Genomic DNA, 19,970 nt, shown 5'->3' on the forward strand with positions numbered 1-19,970 from the left:
ATCCTCGATAGCCGTGCTCGTTCTCGCTGTCGATACCGCCACCCCGGCCGTGACCGCGGGGGTGGTTCGCCTCGACGGCGACGCTCCCCGCGCCCTGGCCCACCGGATCACCGTCAATCCGCGTGCCCACGCGGAGGTGCTCACGCCGCACATCCTGGCGTGCCTTGCCGAGTCGGGGCACGGGCCCGCCGACCTGGACGCCGTCGTGGTCGGGGTCGGCCCGGGACCCTTCACCGGTCTGCGGGTCGGGATGGCGACCGGTGCGGCGTTCGGTGACGCGCTCGGGATCCCCGTGCACGGGGTGTGCAGCCTCGACGCGATCGCCGCCGACGCGGCCGCCGAGGATCAGCGGGATCTGTTGGTGGTCACCGATGCCCGCCGCCGGGAGGTGTACTGGGCGCGGTACCAGGGCGGGCGCCGCGTCGAGGGCCCCGCAGTGAACCGGCCGGCGGACCTCGAACCGCAGCCGTCGGTGGTGGTCGCGGGGTCGGCGGTGCACGCGGAGCTGTTCGATCTGCCGGTCGTTGCGGTGGCGACCCCGTCGCCCGCCGGGCTGGTTGCGGTGGCCGCGGCCGCGCTGATGGCCGCGGTGGATCCGGAACCTCTTGTGCCGCTGTATCTTCGACGTCCGGATGCCGTCGAGATGGCGGACCGGAAGAAATGAGCGACGCGCTCACCGCGATGCGGCCTGCCGACGCGCAGCGCTGCGCGGAACTGGAGACGCTGCTGTTCGCCGGGGACGGGCCCTGGAGTGCGGACGCGTTCCGCGCCGAGCTCGCGCACCCGCACAACCACTACGTCGTCGTCCGCAGCGACAGCGGCCGGGTGCTCGGGTACGCCGGAGTCGCGTTGCTGGGCAACGCGCCCGACATCGAGGCCGAGGTGCACACCATCGGTGTCGACCCCGAGCACCGTCGGCGGGGTCTGGGAGCGTTGCTCCTCGACGAACTGCTCGGGCTCGCCGACCGGCACGGAGCCCCGGTCTTCCTTGAGGTCCGCACCGACAACGAGGCGGCCATCGCCCTCTACCGGCGCGAGGGATTCGAGATCGTGGGAACCCGCCGAAACTACTACCAGCCCAGCGGCGCCGATGCGTACACGATGCGTCGCCCCGGGGTGTTGATCGAGCAGGAGGAGTCGCAGTCGTGATCGTGATGGGAATCGAAAGCTCCTGCGACGAAACGGGAGTCGGCATCGTTCGGTGGCGGGCGGACGGCACCTGCGAACTGCTCGCGGACGAGGTCGCGTCCAGCGTCGATCAGCACGCCCGCTACGGCGGGGTCGTCCCGGAGGTCGCCTCCCGCGCCCACCTCGAGGCGATCGTCCCGACGATGCGGCGCGCCCTCGCGCAGGCCGGGATCGCGAAGCCGGACGCGCTGGCCGTCACGATCGGTCCCGGACTGGCCGGGGCGCTGCTCGTCGGTGCTGCCGCCGCGAAGGCCTACGCCGCCGCCTGGGATGTGCCGTTCTACGCGCTCAACCATCTCGGCGGTCACGTCGCCGTCGACACCCTCGAACACGGACCGATGCCGCCGTGCGTGGCGCTGCTCGTCTCCGGCGGGCACACCCACCTGCTGCACGTGCGGGACCTCGCCCGGCCGATCGAGGAGCTCGGCACGACGGTCGACGACGCGGCCGGCGAGGCGTTCGACAAGGTGGCGCGACTGCTCGGCCTCGGCTTCCCCGGCGGGCCCGCGCTCGACGCCGCGGCCCGCGACGGTGACCCGAACGCAATCGCCTTCCCGCGCGGCATGACCGGGGCGCGAGACGCGCGGCACGACTTCTCGTTCTCCGGGCTCAAAACGGCGGTCGCCCGCTACGTGGAGTCGAAGGAGCGGGCCGGTGAGCCGGTGTCCATCCCGGACGTCGCCGCCTCGTTTCAGGAGGCCGTCGCCGACGTGCTGACGATGAAGGCGGTGCGCGCCGCGACCGATGTTGGGGTGGACACCCTGGTTCTCGGCGGCGGTGCCACCGCCAACTCGCGGATCCGGTCGCTCGCCGAGGAACGCTGCGCGGCGGCCGGATTGACGCTTCGGATCCCGAAGCCTCGGCTGTGCACCGACAATGGCGTGATGATCGCCGCACTCGGTGCCCACGTCATCGCCGGTGGCGCTGCGCCGTCGCCGCTGACCGTCGCGACCGACCCCGGCCTGTCCGTCACCGTCAGCCAGTCCTCGGTCGCGGGCGATGTCCGCTGACGGGAACGGTGACGTTCCCGGCGGCGGAGCGGGTTTCGCCGCGCTCTCGAGGTCGGCGCAGCGCACGCTGATCCGCCGGGCGGTGCTCCGTCCGGTGCTCACCGCGACACTGCTGGTCGTCGTGTACTTCCTGGTGCCGATGCACGATCTCGCATCGCTGTCCGCGGTGGCCGGGCTGGTGATCGGCCTGCTGGTGGTGACCGTGGTCTTCGGCTGGCAGATCCGCAGGATCGTCACCGCCCGCTATCCGGGGGTGCAGTCGATCGAGGCGCTCGCGGTCTCGGTGCCCACCTACCTACTGGCGTACGCCACCGTCTACCACCTGCTGTCGCAGGCGGCGGTCGACAGCTTCAGCGAGCCGCTGTCCAAGCTGGATGCGCTGTACTTCACCCTCGTCTGCTTCTCGACGGTGGGCTTCGGGGACATCGTCGCCGAGACCGAGACGGCGAGGGCCGTGGTGTCGGTGCAGATCGTCGGGAATCTGGTGCTGCTCGCGATCGGGCTCCGGGTGATCACCGCTGCCGTCCGTGCGGGGCGCCGCCGCAGGGACGCGGCCTGACCTGCCCTACTCCGATCGCGGGACGGAGAGGGTGAGCAGGACCCGGGTGTCGGGTTCGCGGACGAGGTCGTCGATCGTGATGTCGTCGAGGGCGGTGTAGAAGGCGTCCTGCGCTCGGCGCAGTGCGCCCCGCAACCGGCAGCCGTGCCGCAGGGGGCAGGGGGTGGCGCCGTCGCAGGCGACCACCTCGTCGTCGCCCTCGAGGCGGCGGGTGAGCCAGCCGACGGAGGTGCCGCGGGCCCGTTCGGTGATCGAGAGCCCGCCGCCCCGACCGCGGCGGGCTTCGACCATGCCGAGTTCCTTCAGCCGCAGCACCACCTTCGTGGTGTGCGTGTAGGGAATCGCCATCTCTTCCGCGACCTGGCCGGTCGTGAGTCCACCGCCTCCGGGGGCGACGGCCAGGCGCATCATCACGCGCAGCCCGAGGTCCGTGAACTTGGTTAGCTGCACGTGAGCGACGGTATATTACTTGCATTTCGTATTCAACAAATACGAGGTGTGATCTGTGCTGGTCAGCGTGTCGATCCCGGGGCGGTGCTCAGCCGCGCGGGGACGGCAGCAGCAGTTCGGTGTTGTGGTCGCCCGGGCCGCCGAACAGCGCGGCGTCCGCATGGATGTCGTTGAACGACAGCTCCCGGTACAGCGACGCCAGGCCGGCGGGGGAGTGGTCGCCGTGCCGCACCTCGTAGCGGCTGTCGGCTTCGTTCAGGGTGGTCAGCAGGGAGATCGTGCCATCCCCGTTGTCGGTGACCTCGATCACCCGCGCGTGCTGCGGGAAGTCGACGTGGGAGGCGGTGTTGATCTCCCAGAAACCCTGCGCGGGCGTCGCACCCGGGTGCGGGGTGATCCGGTTCTGGTGAGTGTGGCCGTTGACCCACCCGAGCACGTTCGGGAACCGGTGCAGCAGATCCACCAGTTCGCCGCCGCCGTACCGGCGTTCGCCCGGATTCTCGGGGTCGGGCAGCAGGTTGTCCATCGTGTCGCTGGTGTGGTGGCTGAACAGCAGGAACCAGGTGTCGTCGACGGCTCGGGAGACGACCCGCCCGTCCCGGTCATGGTGGCGGCTGCTGCCCGCCTCGAGGGTGCGCTCGATCCACCGGAACTGCGCCTCGCCGAGCGAGCCCTCGACGAAGCCTGCGCGGTTGGTTGAGTCCATGCTGATGCCGACCACGCTCGGGAGTTCGGGGACGGCACCGCCGCCGCGCGCGATCTCGAAGGTGTAGTACCCGATGCCGGTCTCGCCGGCGTCGGGGGCGAACCCGTGTCCCACCGGGCCCGGCCCGGTGTTCTCCGGATCGAGGTGCGCGGCGATGAACTGGCGCGGGGTGAACGGTGCCCGGGCCGGGTCCGGGGTGACGATCCGCGGCGGTGTGGTGACCGCGGCAAGCGCGGCGACCAGCGCGCCGGGGTCGGCGCTGGCGGCGCTGCCGATCGCCCTGGCCTGCTCCGAGTTCGGTGATTCGATCTTGAGCCCGCCGGTGTACATCGCCTCCAGCGGGCCGATGCCGCTCGGCACGGTGCCCTGGACCGCGTCGTCGTGGTTGCCGAACACGCAGTACCAGGGGGTGCGCAGGCCGGGGCTGGTGACCGGGCGCAGGGCGGCGCCCAGCAGGCCGGGCATCGGCGGGAACCCGGCACGCTGGTAGCGGTCGGGGAGGTCGGACTCCGGGTTCCAGTACAGCTCCGAGCCCGAATTCTGCACCCCCTCGTAGCGGCCGGCCGCACCCGTGTTCGGAACGAAGGTGCCGCCGTTGAGCGCGGCAAGGAACCAGTTCAGCTCCGCGTGTTCCTTGTTGTCGGTGTTGTCGCCGGTGGTGACCACCGCGTCGAAGTCGCGGCGCGTGTGCGGTCCCCGGCCCAGCGCGTTGACCCGCGCGACCAGCGCGACCAGGCCCTGCGTGGTCAGCGTCTCCTGGGGGCGGAACGCGGACCCGGTGAACTGGTGGACGTACTCGAACCGCATCGGCGACTGTGCGTCCAGGATGTGCAAGTCGGTCAGCTGAACGAGGGCGGCCAGCGCGGTGCGGCGGTCCTCGCGCCCCGGCCTCGGTTCGGCGAGTTCGCCCCGCACGATCATCGGCAGGCCGGGCCCGGCGGTGAGGGTGCGGTAGCCGGCCGCGCCGACCGGGGCGGCGACGGTCTCGAGGGTGGTTCCGGCGATGGCCGCGGTGTCCGCCGCCGCGTACCAGGTGCCCCACGGCGCCCGGCCCAGTGCGCCGACCCCGAGGAGGCCCGCCGCGCCGAGCCCGGCCAGGCCGAGGAAGTCACGCCTGTTCAGGTTCGCCACGGTGCGACTGTAGGGCACCGGAGGGGCGACTCCGCGGATTTCGCCCGCGGCGAAGCCCGCGAGGTGAGCAGTCCGATGTCTTGAGCGCTGGCACTCGCATGTATAGAGTGCTAGTTGGCACCGACCCGGTCCCGGCACCCGCGACGACGGGACCGCGCGAGGCGCCGTATGCGTGCACTACAACCTACTTGCCCGGGGAGCAGCCCTGGGCGCTGGAAACCCCGAAAGTGGAGGGCTCATCGTGGCGAGCGTGAACATCAAGCCGCTCGAGGACAAGATCCTCGTCCAGGCCAACGAGGCCGAAACGACGACCGCCTCTGGCCTGGTCATCCCCGACACGGCGAAGGAAAAGCCCCAGGAGGGCACCGTTGTCGCCGTCGGCCCCGGCCGCTGGGACGAAGACGGCGAGAAGCGGATTCCGCTCGACGTCCAGGAGGGCGACACCGTCATCTACAGCAAGTACGGCGGAACCGAGATCAAGTACGCCGGCGAGGAGTACCTGATCCTGTCGGCGCGCGACGTGCTGGCTGTCATCTCCAAGTAAGCCACGTGCATCCGCCCCGGCGTCCCGACAAGGACCCGGGGCGGATCTCGTCCAGGACCTCCCAGGAGCAACAGCACCCATGTCCAAGCAGATCGAATTCAACGAGACCGCGCGTCGCGCACTCGAGCGTGGCGTCGACCAGCTCGCCGACGCGGTCAAGGTCACCCTCGGACCCCGCGGCAGGCACGTCGTGCTCGCCAAGGCGTTCGGCGGCCCGACCGTCACCAACGACGGCGTGTCCATCGCCCGCGAGATCGAGCTCGAGGATCCCTTCGAGAACCTCGGCGCGCAGCTGGTCAAGTCCGTCGCGACCAAGACCAACGACGTCGCGGGCGACGGCACCACCACCGCGACGGTTCTCGCGCAGGCGCTCGTCAAGGCGGGCCTGAAGAACGTCGCGGCTGGCGCCAACCCGATCGCGCTCGGCGTCGGCATCGCCAAGGCCGCCGATGCGGTGTCCGAGGCCCTGCTCGCCGCGGCGACCCCGGTCGAGGGCAAGGAGGCCATCGCCCAGGTCGCGACCGTCTCCTCGCGCGACGAGGAGATCGGCGGACTGGTCGGCGAGGCCATGACGCGGGTCGGCACCGACGGCGTCGTCACGGTCGAGGAGTCCTCGACCCTGCAGACCGAACTGGTCGTCACCGAGGGCGTCCAGTTCGACAAGGGCTTCCTTTCGCCGTACTTCATCACCGACATCGACGCACAGCAGGCCGTGCTCGAGGACGCGTCGGTGCTGCTCTACCGCGACAAGATCAGCTCGCTGCCGGACTTCCTGCCGCTGCTCGAGAAGATCGCCGAGTCGGGCAAGCCGGTCCTGATCATCGCCGAGGACATCGAGGGCGAGCCCCTGTCCACCCTCGTCGTGAACTCGATCCGCAAGACGATCAAGGCCGTCGCCGTCAAGGCGCCGTACTTCGGTGACCGCCGCAAGGCGTTCCTCGACGACCTCGCGGTCGTGACCGCCGGCACCGTCGTCAACACCGACGTCGGGCTGTCCCTCAAGGACGCGGGCCTCGACCTGCTCGGTTCGGCGCGGCGTGTCGTCGTCACCAAGGACGAGACAACCATCGTCGAGGGTGCGGGCACCCAGGCCGACATCGACGTCCGCGTCGGCCAGCTGCGTCGCGAGATCGAGAACACCGACTCGGACTGGGATCGCGAGAAGCTCGAGGAGCGCCTCGCGAAGCTCGCGGGCGGCGTCGCGGTCATCAAGGTCGGCGCGGCCACCGAAACCGACCTCAAGGAACGCAAGTTCCGCGTCGAGGACGCCGTCAACGCGGCCAAGGCCGCGGTCGAGGAGGGCATCGTCCCCGGCGGCGGTTCCGCCATCGTGCAGGCGGCGCAGGCCCTGACCGAGCTCGCCGCATCGCTGTCCGGTGACGAGGCGACCGGTGTCGAGGTGGTCCGGACCGCGGTCCAGGCGCCCCTGTACTGGATCGCCACCAACGCCGGGCTCGACGGGTCCGTCGTCGTCAGCAAGGTCGCTGAGGCGCCGAAGGGGCACGGATTCAACGCGGCGACCCTCACCTACGGGGACCTGCTCGCCGACGGTGTCGTCGACCCCGTGAAGGTGACCCGTTCCGCGGTCGTCAACGCGGCGTCCGTGGCGCGGATGGTGCTCACCACCGAGTCCGCGGTCGTCGAGAAGCCGGCCGAGGACGAGGACGCAGGCCACGGGCACGGGCACAGCCACTAGGCTCCCCGCGCCGCGGTAGACGCGGCGAACGGCCCCGGACGATCACATCGTCCGGGGCCGTTCGTGTGTCGTGGGTCAGGAGGCGATGCGCTGACGATAGCGGCGGGTGTGCGCCTCCCGCTCCGCCTCGGACATCCCGCCCCAGATGCCGTACGGCTCGCACACCGTCAGGGCGTGGGTGCGGCACTGCGCGAGCACCGGGCACTGCCTGCACATCTCCTTCGCGCGGTTCTCCCGCTGGGCGCGGGCGCGGCCGCGCTCGCCGTCGGGGTGGAAGAACATCGCGGAATCGACGCCGCGGCAGAGTCCGTGCATCTGCCAGTCCCAGATGTCGGCGTTCGGGCCGGGGAGGTGATTCGGTTGCGGCATTCCAGCTCCTGACGTCGGCTCGGGCATTGGCTTCACGGGGCGCCGCGCCGTGCGATCCCGGTGCACGAACTGCCCCGGTGGTCGAAGCGCCGCTGTGAAGGTCGTTCACGTGCGTACTCAATTTCAACGGCAACGTTATAGTCGGCGCGGAAATCGCGTCAACAGTTTCGGTTCGTGGTGATTTACATACCCCGCGACGCGAGAATTAACGATCCGTTCATGGACATTGACACAATTTCGTGATTATCGAGGGCCCCTCGGAGAATCGGGTTCTCGCCCGGCGGATGCCGATATTATTGCAGGTCGCAGCCGATTTCGGGTGGCTCGGACCGGGCATCTCGGCGGGGGCGGGGGAGGTGGGGTCCGCTCGGCGGGGTCGGATCGCGCGGCTGTTGGTTATCGGCAGACGGTTCCGGGAAATGAGTTCAATAATTTTGCAAGTCGAAATCTTAATGTGACCTGAACGGTCGTCGAACCGGCCGGAAACGTTTCGTGACGGACGCGAATCGGGGCCGTCGTGGGGTGCGCTCTACGCTTCACCCCGTGCCAGTGCCGACAGCCGCCGATCTCACCGACATCGCATTCGGGCCAACCCCGGGAGCCGTGCCCGGGCAGGCGCGATCCGCACGCGACCGCTGGCTGCGCGCGGTCGCCCTCGGCGGGCAGGGGCGCTACGCGGCCGCCCGCACCGAATTGGCCGCGGTGCGACGGGAGCGCCCCGGCGCGGTGCTCGCCTCCCTCGCCGCGAGCACCGAGGCGTCCCTGTTGCGTCAACTCGGATGGCATCGGCTCGCGTCCGCGCACGATGGGCGAGCGTTGGCGGTGATCGGCGACGACCGGACACCGTTGGCCGTCGCGGCCCGGTGCGACGCACTGACCGGACTCGCCGCCGACGCCCTCGGTTGCGGTCGAACGGCCCTCGGGTTCCGGCTGCTCGAGCGGTGCGCCGATCTGCTCGACGGGGAAACGGACGAGTCGTTGCTGCGGCAGCGGATCCGGTTGCACTGGGTGAGTGCCGAGATGTTGCTGGTGTCGGGCGACCCGGATCGTGGCCGCCGACACGCCGCGGCCGCGGTCGACCTGGCTGCGGGGTCGCCGTCGGCGCGACACCAGGTCAAGTCCGACCTGCTGCTCGCCGCCGCGGTCAGCGCCGGGCCGGACCCGGCCGCCGCCGTCGACCCGGCGCGGCGGGTGCTGGCCCGGTGCCGCGAGCACGACCTCGTTCCGCTGGAGTGGGCGGCGGCGATGTTGCTCGGCGGCGTTGCGCCCGGACCCGAGGCGGACCTGGCCAGGCAGCGCAGCGCGTCGCGGATCATCCGCGCGGGCGGGCGATTCAGGGAAACGTGAGAACCGGTCGCTATCCTTCACACGTCCCGTCAATCGGCGGGAGCGTCCGGTCGCGCGGGCGCCACTGTAACGCCAGGACACAGTCTGTCGATGAGTAGTACGAGCGAGGAGTTGGACTCAGCCGTCGCTGCGGCAGCGCAGGGCGATCGAGTCGCCTTGTCTCGGGTTCTGGAGTTTGTCCGACCCATGGTCGTGCGGTACTGCCGATCACGGGTCGGAGCCGCGGAGCGGGGACACCTGTCCGCGGACGATGTGGCGCAGGAGGTGTGCCTGGCTGTGATGACCGCTCTGCCGCGGTATCGGGATCAGGGCCGCCCCTTCATGGCGTTCGTCTACGGGATCGCCGCGCACAAGGTGGCCGACGCGCACCGCAGTGCGGGACGCAACCGGGCCGAGTCGATGGCCGAGGTCCCGGACGTCGTGTCGGCCGACGAGGGACCGGAGAAGCTGGCCCTGGACTCCGAGACGAACAGGCAGGTCAAGGCGCTGCTCGGCACGTTGTCCGAGAAGCATCGAGAGATCGTCATCCTCCGACTGGTAGTGGGTCTGTCGGCGGAGGAGACGGCCGCCGCCGTGGGGAGCACGGCGGGAGCAGTACGGGTCGCCCAGCACCGGGCGCTCACGAAGTTGAAGACCGAAGTAGCGAAAGCAGGTGAGATGTATGGCTAGGGGGAGCAAGCGCGGCCACGACAAGTGGACGCGGCGTCACGATGCGTCCGATGCCGATCTCACCGTGCCGCAGGGTGATCCGCTGGCGGACGAGATGCGCGGGCAACCGTTCGATCTCGGCGCAGTGCAACGCGATGACGCCCTGCTCGACGCGCTCGCCGGTGGTGGCGACGTCCCGACCTCGACCGAGGAGGAGTACCGGCTGGCGGCCCTGCTGGCGGGGTGGCGAGCCGAGATCGTCGGTCCCGATCTGCCGGCAGGACCGACGCTCGACGAGGCCGCGGCCGCGGTCGATCGGGAACGCGGCGACCAGCAGGCGCCGCGGCGCGGACTTCGGCTGCTGCGCCCGATTGCGGGCGCGGCCGCGGCCATCGCGGTCGTGATGGCCGGGGTGACCGTGTTCTCCTACAACGCTCAGCCGGGGGATCCGCTGTGGCGGGTCAAGGAGGTCGTCTTCACTCAGCGCGCCAACTCGACGGTGGCGAGCATCGACACGACGAACAACCTCGAAGAGGCGGAACGGATGATCAAGTCCGGCAACCCGCAGGGTGCGATCGCCGTGCTGGAATCCGCGAGCAAGCGGGTCGGGGATGTGAGCGACACGGACAAGCGCGACGAGCTCAACGCCTGGCATGACCGGCTGATGGCCGACATGGGGAAGACCACCACCACGACCGCGCCGCCCGGCACCACCACCTCGGTGCCCGGGGCGACGACCACCCTGCCCGCCGTGCCGCCGACGTCGCTGCCGGGCAGCGCAGTCACCACCAAGCCCTCGGTCCCGCCCGAGATCCTGATCGCACCGGAGGTGCCGAGCCAGCCGCCGGTGACGACGGCTCCGCCGATCACGACCGTCCCGCCGGTCACGACGGTCCCGGAGCCGACGGTCGTCGAGCCCGCGCCGACCACGGCATCGTCGACGTCGAGCCGCGTCGTCACGCCGATGACGGCGACCATCGAGACCCGGCCGCTCACGCCGGACACCTCGCCCTCTGGCTAGCGCGCACCAGCACACGAGAACGGCCCGACACGTCACGCGTGTCGGGCCGTTCTCGTGCCGTGCGTCAGGCGTCGAAGGCGTCGCCGTGCAGTGCCTCGTTCATCGAGGCGTCCGCGTACCCACGGCAGTAGTCCCAGGTCACGTACGCATCGGGGACCGGGTCGTATGCCGGTTCGTGGGGGCGGACGGTGCCGTCGACGAGCAGCTGCAGCAGGTTCGCGCGCAGCATGTCCCAGTCGTGGTAGTGGTCCTGCTGGCAGTCGTCGCAGCAGACGACCAGGCCGCGGATCCCGCGGTGCGCGAGCAGTGCCTCGTAGACGGCGAGATCGGCGAGGTCCTCTTCCACGGCGAGGCGCTCGTGGGGGTCGAGGGGCTGTCCCGGCTCGATCGCATCCAGTGCGGCGGAGGGGTCGGAGGGGTCGCCGGCGAACGGGTCCGGCGGCAGACCGGGGGGCAGTTGATCACGCACAGGTCCCACGGTACGCAGCGCGGGGCCCTCCGCGCCACCCGTTACGGCCCCGGTGACGCCCGTAGGGTCACCGGGTTCGCCCGCGTCCTCGCGCAGCCGATACCATGGTGAACGGTCTGAGGGAATACATCGCCGGGGATCGAGCATTGTTTCAGTCTCAAGAAACCGCGACGCATCGGCAGGCACCAGCGGCGCGCAGTGGGTACCCCACTCGGGCGCGGCTGGGTCACTTCACGCAAGGGCCGACGATCCAGCGCAACCGACGTTCGAAGGAAAGGTTCGAAAGCCGCATGACAAATTCCGGAGGGCACGTGCGCACCGGCGGAGACCGCCCCGACAAGGTGGCGATGCTCGGACTCACCTTCGACGACGTGCTGCTGCTTCCCGCGGCATCGGACGTCATCCCGAGCAAGGTCGACACCTCCAGCCAGTTGACCCGCACGATCCGCCTGAACGTGCCGCTGGTCAGTTCCGCGATGGACACCGTCACCGAGTCCCGGATGGCGATCGCGATGGCCCGCGCGGGCGGGATGGGCGTGCTGCACCGCAACCTGTCGACCGAGGCGCAGGCCGCTCAGGTGGAGACGGTCAAGCGCTCCGAGGCGGGCATGGTCACCGACCCGGTCACCTGCGCGCCGTCCGACACCCTCGCCGACGTCGACGCGATGTGCGCGCGATTCCGGATCTCGGGTCTGCCGGTCACCGACGAGCAGGGACAGTTGGTCGGCATCATCACCAACCGCGACATGCGGTTCGAGGTGGACGAGAACCGGCCGGTGTCGGAGGTGATGACCAAGGCGCCCCTGATCACCGCGCAGGAGGGCGTGACCGCGGAGGCCGCGCTCGGCCTGCTGCGCCGTCACAAGATCGAGAAGCTCCCGATCGTCGACGGTCGGGGCAAGCTCACCGGGCTGATCACGGTCAAGGACTTCGTGAAGACCGAGCAGCACCCCAACGCGACCAAGGACCGGGACGGCCGCCTGCTTGTCGGCGCCGCGGTCGGTGTCGGCGACGACGCGTGGGCCCGCGCGATGGCCCTCACGGACGCGGGGGTCGACGTGCTCGTCGTGGACAGTGCGCACGGCCACTCGAACGGGGTGCTCGGCATGATCGCCAAGATCAAGGCCGAGGTCGGGGACCGGGTCCAGATCATCGGCGGCAACGTCGCGACCCGCGACGGGGCGCTGGCGCTGGTCGAGGCGGGCGTCGACGCGGTCAAGGTCGGTGTCGGACCCGGCTCGATCTGCACCACCCGCGTCATCGCCGGTGTCGGTGCACCGCAGATCACCGCGATCCTTGAGGCCGTCGCGGCGTGCAAGCCGCTCGGTGTTCCGGTCATCGCCGACGGCGGTCTTCAGTTTTCCGGCGATATCGCCAAGGCCCTCGCGGCCGGTGCCTCCACCGCGATGCTCGGTTCCCTGCTCGCGGGTACGGCGGAGTCGCCCGGCGAGATGGTCCTCGTCGGGGGTAAGCAGTTCAAGAGCTACCGCGGCATGGGTTCGCTCGGTGCGATGCAGAGCCGCGGCCAGGGCAAGTCCTACTCGAAGGACCGCTACTTCCAGGACGACGTCCTCTCCGAGGACAAGCTGGTCCCGGAGGGCATCGAGGGTCGGGTCCCGTTCCGCGGCCCGCTCGGCTCGGTGATTCATCAGCTGACCGGCGGCCTGCGCGCGGCGATGGGGTACACCGGGTCGACCACGATCGAGCACCTGCAGGAGGCGCAGTTCGTGCAGATCACCGCGGCCGGGCTGAAGGAGAGCCACCCGCACGACATCACGATGACGGTCGAAGCGCCGAACTACGCGGCCCGCTAGCCACACACCCAACTACACATCGAAGAAAGGGGCGCGCGTGCGCGACCTCGTTGAGATCGGTATGGGCCGAACCGCCCGTCGCACCTATGAGCTGGACGACATCGACATCGTCCCCTCCCGCCGGACCCGGTCGTCGAAGGAGGTGTCGACGGCGTGGCAGCTCGACGCCTACCGGTTCGACATTCCGGTGCTCGCGCATCCGACCGACGCCCTCGTCTCGCCGTCCTTCGCGATCGAGCTCGGCAAGCGCGGCGGCCTCGGCGTGATCAACGGCGAGGGGCTGTGGGGTCGGCACGCCGACGTCGACGCCACGCTCGCCGAGCTCGTGCACCTTGCCGAGTCGGATGCCGACCCGGACGCGCCGATCCGGAAGCTGCAGGAGCTGCACGCGGCGCCGATCCAGCCCCACCTGCTGGCCGCCGCGGTCGCGCAGGTGCGGGACGCGGGCGTCACCACCGCGGTGCGGGTCAGCCCGCAGAACGCCCGCGCGTTGACCCCGGACCTGCTCAAGGCGGGCATCGACCTCCTCGTCATCCACGGGACGATCATCTCGGCGGAGCATGTGGCGAACGGGGCCGGTGAGCCGCTGAACCTCAAGACGTTCATCTCGGAATTGGATGTACCGGTCGTCGCGGGCGGCGTGAGCGATCACCGCACCGCCCTGCACCTGATGCGCACCGGTGCCGCGGGTGTCATCGTCGGCTACGGCTCGACCGAGGGCGCGACGACCACCGGTGAGGTGCTGGGGATCGGGGTCCCGATGGCGACCGCGATCGCCGACGCCGCCGCCGCGCGCCGCGACTACCTGGACGAGACCGGCGGGCGCTACGTGCACGTCATCGCCGACGGCGACATCACCACCTCCGGTGACCTGGCCAAGGCGATCGCCTGCGGCGCCGACGCCGCGGTGCTCGGTGCGCCGCTCGCCGCATCGGCCGAGGCGCCGGGCGGGGGATGGTACTGGCCGTCCGCCGCCGCGCACCCGTCCGTGCCGCGCGGTGCGATGCTGCCGGTCGGGTTCGGTGACCGCCCGAGCCTGGACCGCGTGCTGACCGGCCCGTCGGACGACCCGTACGGGTCGCTGAACCTGGTCGGCGGCCTGCGCCGGTCGATGGCGAAGGCGGGCTACTCCGATCTCAAGGAGTTCCAGAAGGTCGGGCTCAGCGTCCGCGCCTGACCCCCGCGCTCCGCACCACCGACCACGACAGACCCCACCCCCACCGAGTGAACGGAAGCGTTCAGTCGATCAGATCGAGCGAATGTTCCGTTCGCTCAATCGCCAAAGGGGTGGGGTCTTTCTGGTACTTATGGTTACGCTAAGCCGCACCCTGTGGGGTCGGTCACAGATCCCGGGTGCATACTGGCGAGTAACCAAGAGGTTCACGGTGGAGGTCTCCTGATGGGTAAGCGTGCGACGGATTTCGACGTCCTGATCGTTGGCTCCGGATTTGGCGGCAGCGTCACGGCGCTGCGGCTGGTCGAGAAGGGGTACCGGGTCGGGATCCTCGAGGCCGGACGCCGGTTCGCGGACGCGGACTTCGCGAAGACCAGCTGGGACCTCAAGCGCTTCCTCTGGGCACCCGCCCTCGGCTGCTACGGGATCCAGCGGGTGCACCTGCTGCACGACGTCCTGATCCTTGCTGGTGCCGGCGTCGGCGGCGGCTCCCTCAACTACGCGAACACCCTCTACAAGCCGCCGACCTCGTTCTTCCAGGACCCGCAGTGGCGGGAGATCACCGACTGGGACGCGGAGCTCACGCCGCATTACGAGCAGGCGAGGAAGATGCTCGGCGTCGTGCAGAACCCGCACATGACGCCCGCCGACGAGATCATCAGGTCCGTCGCCGATGACATGGGCGTCGGCGATACCTTCATCCAGACCCCGGTCGGGGTGTTCTTCGGGGAGCCGGGCGCGACGGTCGACGACCCCTACTTCGGCGGTGTCGGACCGGCCCGCACCGGCTGCATCGAGTGCGGTGAATGCATGACCGGCTGCAGGCACGGGGCCAAGAACACCCTCGTCAAGAACTACCTCGGCCTCGCGGAGCTGGCCGGGGCGACGATCGTGCCGATGACGACGGTGGACTCGCTGCGCGAGGCGGCGGACGGCACCTGGGAGGTGCGGACGCATCGCACCGGCGCGAAGGTCCGCCGCCAGCAGCGGACCTACACCGCCCAGCATGTCGTCCTCGCCGCGGGCACCTGGGGCACCCAGCACCTGCTGCACCGGATGAAGGACACCGGCGCGCTGCCGAGGCTGTCCGACCGGCTCGGCGAGCTGACCCGCACCAACTCCGAATCCATCGTCGGTGCGGGGAAGATGAAGGTTGATCCGGCGATGGACCTCACCAGGGGCGTCGCGATCACGTCGTCGTTCCATCCCACCTCGGACACCCACATCGAACCGGTCCGCTACGGCAAGGGCTCCAATGCGATGGGCCTGCTGCAGACCCTGATGACCGACGGCGGGGGTAGCACGCCGCGCTGGGTGAAGCTGCTGAAGATCATCGCCGCGAACCCCGCGCAGATGCTGCGGATGCTGTCGGTGAAGGACTGGAGCGAGCGGACGATCATCGCGCTCGTCATGCAGAACCTCGACAATTCGATCACCACCTACACCAAGCGCGGCCTGTTCGGTCGCCGCAAGGTCACCAGTAGGCAGGGGCACGGGGAGCCGAACCCGACCTGGATCCCGGCGGGCAACGAGGCGACCCGGCGGATCGCCGACAAGATTGACGGCGTCGCGGGCGGCACCTGGGGCGAGGTGTTCAACATCCCGCTCACCGCGCACTTCCTCGGTGGGGCCGTCATCGGATCGGATCCGGGTCACGGGGTCATCGATCCCTACCACCGGGTGTACGGGTATCCGACGCTCAGCGTGGTCGACGGATCCGCGGTGTCGGCCAATCTCGGGGTGAACCCGTCCCTGACGATCAGTGCACAGGCGGAGCGGGCGGCGTCGCTGTGGCCGAACAAGGGGGAGAAGGACTCTCGACCCGAGCAGGGGCAGGCGTACCGGCGGATCGAGCCGGTGGCCCCGAACGCCCCGGTGGTTCCGGCCGGGGCCCCGGGCGCGCTGATGCTGCCGATCACCCCGGTCCGTCCCGGTGTCGAGCCGACGCAGGAACCGTCGGGCACCGGGGCGGCCTGACCGCCGATCCGGGTGGGCGCGGCCACACATTAGACTGGGCGGGTGGCAGACACCCAGCATTCCGGCCCCAGCCAGCAGAATCCGGTCCTCGTCGTCGACTTCGGTGCGCAGTACGCGCAGCTGATCGCACGCCGGGTCCGTGAGGCCAGCGTCTACTCCGAGGTGGTGCCGCACACGGCGACCGTCGAGGAGATCGTGGCCCGCAAGCCGGCGGCGGTGATCCTGTCCGGCGGACCGTCCAGCGTGTACGCCGACGGCGCGCCGAAGCTTGATCCGCGGCTGTTCGACCACGGCATCCCGGTCTTCGGCATCTGCTACGGCTTTCAGGCGATGGCCGGCGCGCTCGGCGGCACCGTCACGCACACCGGTACCCGGGAGTACGGCCGCACTCAGCTCAGCGTCGACGGCGGCATCCTGCACGAGGGCCTGCCGACCACGCAGCCGGTGTGGATGAGCCACGGTGACGCGGTCACCGACGCCCCGGACGGCTTCGAGGTGACCGCCACCAGCGCGGGCGCCCCCGTCGCCGCGTTCGAGGACCGCGCGCGCCGACTGGCCGGTGTTCAGTACCACCCGGAGGTCCTGCACTCCCCGCACGGCCAGCAGGTGCTGACCCGCTTCCTGCGGGAGATCGCGGGCATCGCCCCGACCTGGACCGCCGCGAACATCGCCGAGGGTCTGATCGAGCAGGTCCGGGCGCAGGTCGGCGACGGCAAGGCCATCTGCGGCCTGTCCGGCGGCGTCGACTCGGCGGTCGCGGCCGCGTTGGTGCAGCGCGCGATCGGCGACCGGCTCACCTGCGTCTTCGTCGACCACGGGCTGCTCCGGGCAGGCGAGCGCGAGCAGGTGCAGCAGGACTTCGTCGCGTCCACCGGCGCCAAGCTGATCACCGTCGACGCCGTCGACACCTTCCTCGGCGAGCTCGACGGCGTGTCCGACCCGGAGGCCAAGCGCAAGATCATCGGCCGCGAGTTCATCCGCAGCTTCGAGGGCGCCGTCAGCGAGGTGCTCGGCGAGTCCGCCGCGCACGGCGAGGCCGTCGAGTTCCTGGTGCAGGGCACCCTCTACCCGGACGTCGTCGAGTCCGGCGGCGGCACCGGCACCGCCAACATCAAGAGCCACCACAACGTCGGCGGGCTGCCCGAGGACCTGCAGTTCGCCCTCGTCGAGCCGCTGCGGCTGCTGTTCAAGGACGAGGTCCGCGCCGTCGGCCGCGCCCTCGGTCTGCCCGAGGAAATCGTTGCGCGCCAGCCATTCCCGGGCCCGGGCCTGGCGATCCGCATCGTCGGCGAGGTGACCCGCGAGCGTCTCACCCTGCTGCGTCAGGCGGACGCCATCGCCCGCGAGGAGCTCACCGCCGCTGGCCTGGACGGCCAGATCTGGCAGTGCCCGGTGGTGCTGCTCGCGGACGTGCGTAGCGTCGGCGTCCAGGGCGACGGCCGCACCTACGGTCACCCGATCGTGCTGCGCCCGGTCTCCAGCGAGGACGCGATGACCGCGGACTGGACCCGGCTGCCCTATGACGTCCTCGAACGCATCTCCACCCGGATCACCAACGAGGTGCCGGACGTCAACCGTGTCGTGCTCGACGTGACCAGCAAGCCGCCGGGAACCATCGAGTGGGAGTGAGCCCGACGCACTGACCTCGCGGGCCCCGATCGGCGTCGACGGCACTGGCCGTCGGCGCCGATCGGGCGTTGACTGGGGGGAGACGGTATGGGAGGCGTGTGATGAAGACGAATCCACGCAATGGATGCAGGCGGCTGCTCGGCCTCGCCGCCGCGAGTGTGTTGGTCGCCGTCCCGATGGTGGTGGCCGGAACCGCGGTGGCCTCGGCCGCTCCGACGGCCGCTCCGGCGATCGTTCAGGTGCGTGCCGACACCCACAATGACAATCCCCAGTGGAACAACAGCCACAACAAGGGGTGGAACCACAACAAGGGTCGCGGTGACGGCTGGAACAACAACTGGACCGAGAACGAGAACCTCGGCGGGGCGGGCACCGGCAACGGTCTGCTCGGCGGCGGCGGTCCCCTGGGTGAGCAGGGACCGCTGAATCAGGGACTGATCTGGGGAAACGAGGGCGGGGTACTCAACGGCGGGGGAATGCTGCCCGGATTCCCCGGTGGTGGCGGGATGGGCCTGTTCGGTGGTGGCGGCATGTTCGGCGCCTTCCCGGGCGGCGGCATGCTGTTCGCGCTTCCCGGCATCTGAGCCCCGCCTACTTCCGGCGGCCCGGGGCGATCACCAGCACGACCCCGACGACGACGGCGGCAAGCACCAGCACCCAGGTGAACTGCCAGTCGCCGAGCGCGCCGAGACGGTCCGGCCCGACCAACGCCCACAGGGCGACCAGCAACGCGGCCAGCCCCGACAGCAGCAGGGCCGCGGACGGGCGTCGGCTGGTGCCGGTCGTCGCTCCCGATTCGATGTTCTCAGCCACGACGAACCTCCAGGTCTCCAATGCGGCCATCCATGTTCAGGGTCAGGACCGGGCCGTCGGTCCCGTCGGAGCCGCCGCTCAGTCCCTCCGGGAGGCACCGGACGTCGCCGATCGCGATCGAGCAGTGGTTGACGACGTTCATGTTTTCGGGAACCAGCACCGTGAAGGTGCCGACCCCCGCCTCGACGGCGACGGTCTTGTCCTCGGTGAGCGTGACGCCCCGCAGGTCGAGCACGAAGTCGCCGAGCTCGCTGGTGTACTCGGGTTCAAGGTCCGCCGCGGTCAGCGGTGTCCAGGTGCGACTGCCGACATTGTGGCTGCTCCAGTCGATCGGACCGATCAGGGAGGCGAGGACGACGAACCCGGCGAGCGGGCCCGTGACAACGAGGAGCCCGTAGCCGCGGCGCAGGAACGCGCCGACGACCATGCCCGCTCCGATCACCGCCAGCCCCACCGCGCCGATCCGGCCCGGCGTCATCCACGTCCCATCGGTGGCGGCGCCTATCGCCCACGCGGCAACCGAGGCCAGGATCGCGAGGCCGATCACCACCGACGTCAGCCGGGACTTCGGCCGGGACCGCGGTGCAGACACGGGCGCGGGGGCGGGTGCGGGCTCGGGCAGGTCCCACGCGAACGGGGCGACGCCGAGCGGGTCCCACGCCGGGGGGTCGGTGGGGCCATGCTCCCGAGGATCGGCCGCCGCGGCCGGGGCAATCGGGTCCGGCGTCGATGACCCCTGCGGTTCGCCGGGAGGCGGTGTGGGAGTGCTTGCGGCCGTTGTCGATTCACTGTCCGGCTGATAGCTCTGCGGGAGGGTCGTGAACACGCCCGGTGCGGTGTACTGGCCGGTCGCGGGCCCGACCGTGCCGGGGAAGCCGGACGCGGGTTGCGTGATACCGAACCACGGGTCGGTGCCCGCGGGCAGCGCAGGCGGTTCCGGGCGGCGCTGAAACAGCAGCCACAGCCCGCCGAGCATCAACGCCATGCTGATCAGACCGGACCCGCCGAAGTTGACCCCGATCGGGCCGAGGGTGCTCACCGCGATCAGCAGCGCGACCACCAGCACGATGGTCTTCGTTCCCGACTCGGAGCTGTGCCCGCGTCCGACCAGGGACTCGGCGGCCGAGGTGGGGTCACCGGCCCGCGGCAGCAGCAGCCAGCCGGCGAGATACAGGACGATGCCCGCGCCGCCGAACAGGGTCGAGACCACGAACGCCACCCGGACCAGGACCGGGTCGACGTCGTACCGGTGACCGATGCCCGCCGCGACCCCGGCGACGGGCCCCTGCCGGGGCAGCCGCGCGGGCCGGGTTCGCCACAACTGGTTCAGCTGCTCGGAGAAACTCGGTGTGCTCATGCCCACCATCGTCGTGGCCGGCGCACCGCCAGCACATCAGGGATGAACCCTGATCTTTCGGTGCTTGC

20 protein-coding genes are annotated in these 19,970 nt (G+C 70.4%); 14 read left to right on the top strand and 6 right to left on the bottom strand.

All coding sequences use genetic code 11. The features are described 5' to 3' along the window. Positions 1 to 13 precede the first annotated feature (13 nt). Genes tsaB through ACFWQG_RS02285 form a run of 4 tightly spaced genes read left to right on the top strand, consistent with a single transcriptional unit; the run spans position 14 to position 2,757 of the window. Positions 14 to 664 carry a tRNA (adenosine(37)-N6)-threonylcarbamoyltransferase complex dimerization subunit type 1 TsaB gene (tsaB, locus tag ACFWQG_RS02270; protein WP_378505927.1) on the top strand — a complete coding sequence of 217 codons (651 nt, stop codon included), beginning with the start codon at positions 14 to 16 and terminating at the stop codon, positions 662 to 664. Then, on the top strand, positions 661 to 1,149 hold the full coding sequence (rimI, locus tag ACFWQG_RS02275; RefSeq protein ID WP_378505928.1) for a ribosomal protein S18-alanine N-acetyltransferase: 489 nt from the start codon (positions 661 to 663) through the stop codon (positions 1,147 to 1,149). Before tsaB ends, rimI begins: the two co-directional genes overlap by 4 nt. Then, entirely contained in the window at positions 1,146 to 2,198 is a 1,053-nt protein-coding gene (tsaD, locus tag ACFWQG_RS02280) for a tRNA (adenosine(37)-N6)-threonylcarbamoyltransferase complex transferase subunit TsaD (protein WP_378505929.1), read from the top strand. Before rimI ends, tsaD begins: the two co-directional genes overlap by 4 nt. After that, complete coding sequence (locus ACFWQG_RS02285) at positions 2,188 to 2,757, top strand: potassium channel family protein (protein ID WP_378505930.1); 570 nt, start codon at positions 2,188 to 2,190, stop codon at positions 2,755 to 2,757. Before tsaD ends, ACFWQG_RS02285 begins: the two co-directional genes overlap by 11 nt. A gap of 6 nt (positions 2,758 to 2,763) precedes the next feature. On the opposite strand, the gene ACFWQG_RS02290 is transcribed toward ACFWQG_RS02285, so the two are convergent. After that, the gene (locus tag ACFWQG_RS02290) at positions 2,764 to 3,207 is read right to left on the bottom strand and encodes an RrF2 family transcriptional regulator (protein WP_378505931.1); all 444 of its coding nucleotides are present in this window, start codon (positions 3,205 to 3,207) and stop codon (positions 2,764 to 2,766) included. 88 nt (positions 3,208 to 3,295) lie between these two features. Next, entirely contained in the window at positions 3,296 to 5,044 is a 1,749-nt protein-coding gene (locus ACFWQG_RS02295) for a TIGR03767 family metallophosphoesterase (RefSeq protein ID WP_378505932.1), read from the bottom strand. Positions 5,045 to 5,285: 241 nt separating this feature from the next. Between ACFWQG_RS02295 and groES the strand changes: the two genes are divergently transcribed. Further along, entirely contained in the window at positions 5,286 to 5,588 is a 303-nt protein-coding gene (gene groES, locus ACFWQG_RS02300) for a co-chaperone GroES (RefSeq protein ID WP_378505933.1), read from the top strand. Between the two features lie 79 nt (positions 5,589 to 5,667). After that, positions 5,668 to 7,284 (top strand): chaperonin GroEL, encoded by a 1,617-nt coding sequence (groL, locus tag ACFWQG_RS02305; protein ID WP_378505934.1) that lies wholly within the window; start codon positions 5,668 to 5,670, stop codon positions 7,282 to 7,284. Positions 7,285 to 7,359: 75 nt separating this feature from the next. Here groL and ACFWQG_RS02310 read toward each other — a convergent pair whose 3' ends face one another. After that, positions 7,360 to 7,653 carry a WhiB family transcriptional regulator gene (locus ACFWQG_RS02310; protein ID WP_378505935.1) on the bottom strand — a complete coding sequence of 98 codons (294 nt, stop codon included), beginning with the start codon at positions 7,651 to 7,653 and terminating at the stop codon, positions 7,360 to 7,362. Between the two features lie 543 nt (positions 7,654 to 8,196). Between ACFWQG_RS02310 and ACFWQG_RS02315 the strand changes: the two genes are divergently transcribed. The 3 genes from ACFWQG_RS02315 to ACFWQG_RS02325 all read left to right on the top strand — a co-directional run bounded on the left by ACFWQG_RS02315 (position 8,197) and on the right by ACFWQG_RS02325 (position 10,669). Beyond that, positions 8,197 to 9,000, top strand: coding sequence for a hypothetical protein (locus ACFWQG_RS02315; protein WP_378505936.1), 804 nt, complete (start codon positions 8,197 to 8,199; stop codon positions 8,998 to 9,000). 90 nt (positions 9,001 to 9,090) lie between these two features. Further along, positions 9,091 to 9,669 carry a sigma-70 family RNA polymerase sigma factor gene (locus ACFWQG_RS02320; RefSeq protein WP_378505937.1) on the top strand — a complete coding sequence of 193 codons (579 nt, stop codon included), beginning with the start codon at positions 9,091 to 9,093 and terminating at the stop codon, positions 9,667 to 9,669. Continuing rightward, on the top strand, positions 9,662 to 10,669 hold the full coding sequence (locus tag ACFWQG_RS02325) for an anti-sigma-D factor RsdA (RefSeq protein ID WP_378505938.1): 1,008 nt from the start codon (positions 9,662 to 9,664) through the stop codon (positions 10,667 to 10,669). The genes ACFWQG_RS02320 and ACFWQG_RS02325 overlap by 8 nt, the downstream gene beginning before the upstream one ends. A 64-nt stretch (positions 10,670 to 10,733) precedes the next feature. On the opposite strand, the gene ACFWQG_RS02330 is transcribed toward ACFWQG_RS02325, so the two are convergent. After that, positions 10,734 to 11,138 (bottom strand): DUF5319 domain-containing protein, encoded by a 405-nt coding sequence (locus ACFWQG_RS02330; RefSeq protein WP_378505939.1) that lies wholly within the window; start codon positions 11,136 to 11,138, stop codon positions 10,734 to 10,736. 290 nt (positions 11,139 to 11,428) lie between these two features. Here ACFWQG_RS02330 and guaB point away from each other — a divergent pair, with 290 nt between their 5' ends. From guaB to ACFWQG_RS02355, 5 genes are all read left to right on the top strand, one after another. Then, positions 11,429 to 12,952, top strand: a complete 1,524-nt coding sequence (gene guaB / locus ACFWQG_RS02335) for an IMP dehydrogenase (protein ID WP_378505940.1) — start codon at positions 11,429 to 11,431, stop codon at positions 12,950 to 12,952. A gap of 37 nt (positions 12,953 to 12,989) precedes the next feature. Beyond that, positions 12,990 to 14,129, top strand: coding sequence for a GuaB3 family IMP dehydrogenase-related protein (locus tag ACFWQG_RS02340; RefSeq protein WP_378505941.1), 1,140 nt, complete (start codon positions 12,990 to 12,992; stop codon positions 14,127 to 14,129). 222 nt (positions 14,130 to 14,351) lie between these two features. After that, on the top strand, positions 14,352 to 16,103 hold the full coding sequence (locus ACFWQG_RS02345; RefSeq protein WP_378505942.1) for an FAD-dependent oxidoreductase: 1,752 nt from the start codon (positions 14,352 to 14,354) through the stop codon (positions 16,101 to 16,103). Between the two features lie 42 nt (positions 16,104 to 16,145). Next, a complete protein-coding gene (gene guaA, locus ACFWQG_RS02350; protein WP_378505943.1) occupies positions 16,146 to 17,732 on the top strand; it encodes a glutamine-hydrolyzing GMP synthase in 1,587 nt (528 codons plus the stop codon). Between the two features lie 101 nt (positions 17,733 to 17,833). After that, the gene (locus tag ACFWQG_RS02355) at positions 17,834 to 18,316 is read left to right on the top strand and encodes a hypothetical protein (RefSeq protein WP_378505944.1); all 483 of its coding nucleotides are present in this window, start codon (positions 17,834 to 17,836) and stop codon (positions 18,314 to 18,316) included. 7 nt (positions 18,317 to 18,323) lie between these two features. On the opposite strand, the gene ACFWQG_RS02360 is transcribed toward ACFWQG_RS02355, so the two are convergent. After that, positions 18,324 to 18,545 (bottom strand): hypothetical protein, encoded by a 222-nt coding sequence (locus ACFWQG_RS02360; protein ID WP_378505945.1) that lies wholly within the window; start codon positions 18,543 to 18,545, stop codon positions 18,324 to 18,326. Beyond that, the gene (locus ACFWQG_RS02365) at positions 18,538 to 19,902 is read right to left on the bottom strand and encodes a PspC domain-containing protein (protein WP_378505946.1); all 1,365 of its coding nucleotides are present in this window, start codon (positions 19,900 to 19,902) and stop codon (positions 18,538 to 18,540) included. The genes ACFWQG_RS02360 and ACFWQG_RS02365 overlap by 8 nt, the downstream gene beginning before the upstream one ends. Between the last annotated feature and the right edge of the window lie 68 nt (positions 19,903 to 19,970).

The organism is Rhodococcus sp. NPDC058532, from assembly GCF_042719255.1.
Classification (GTDB): Bacteria; Actinomycetota; Actinomycetes; order Mycobacteriales; family Mycobacteriaceae; genus Rhodococcus_G.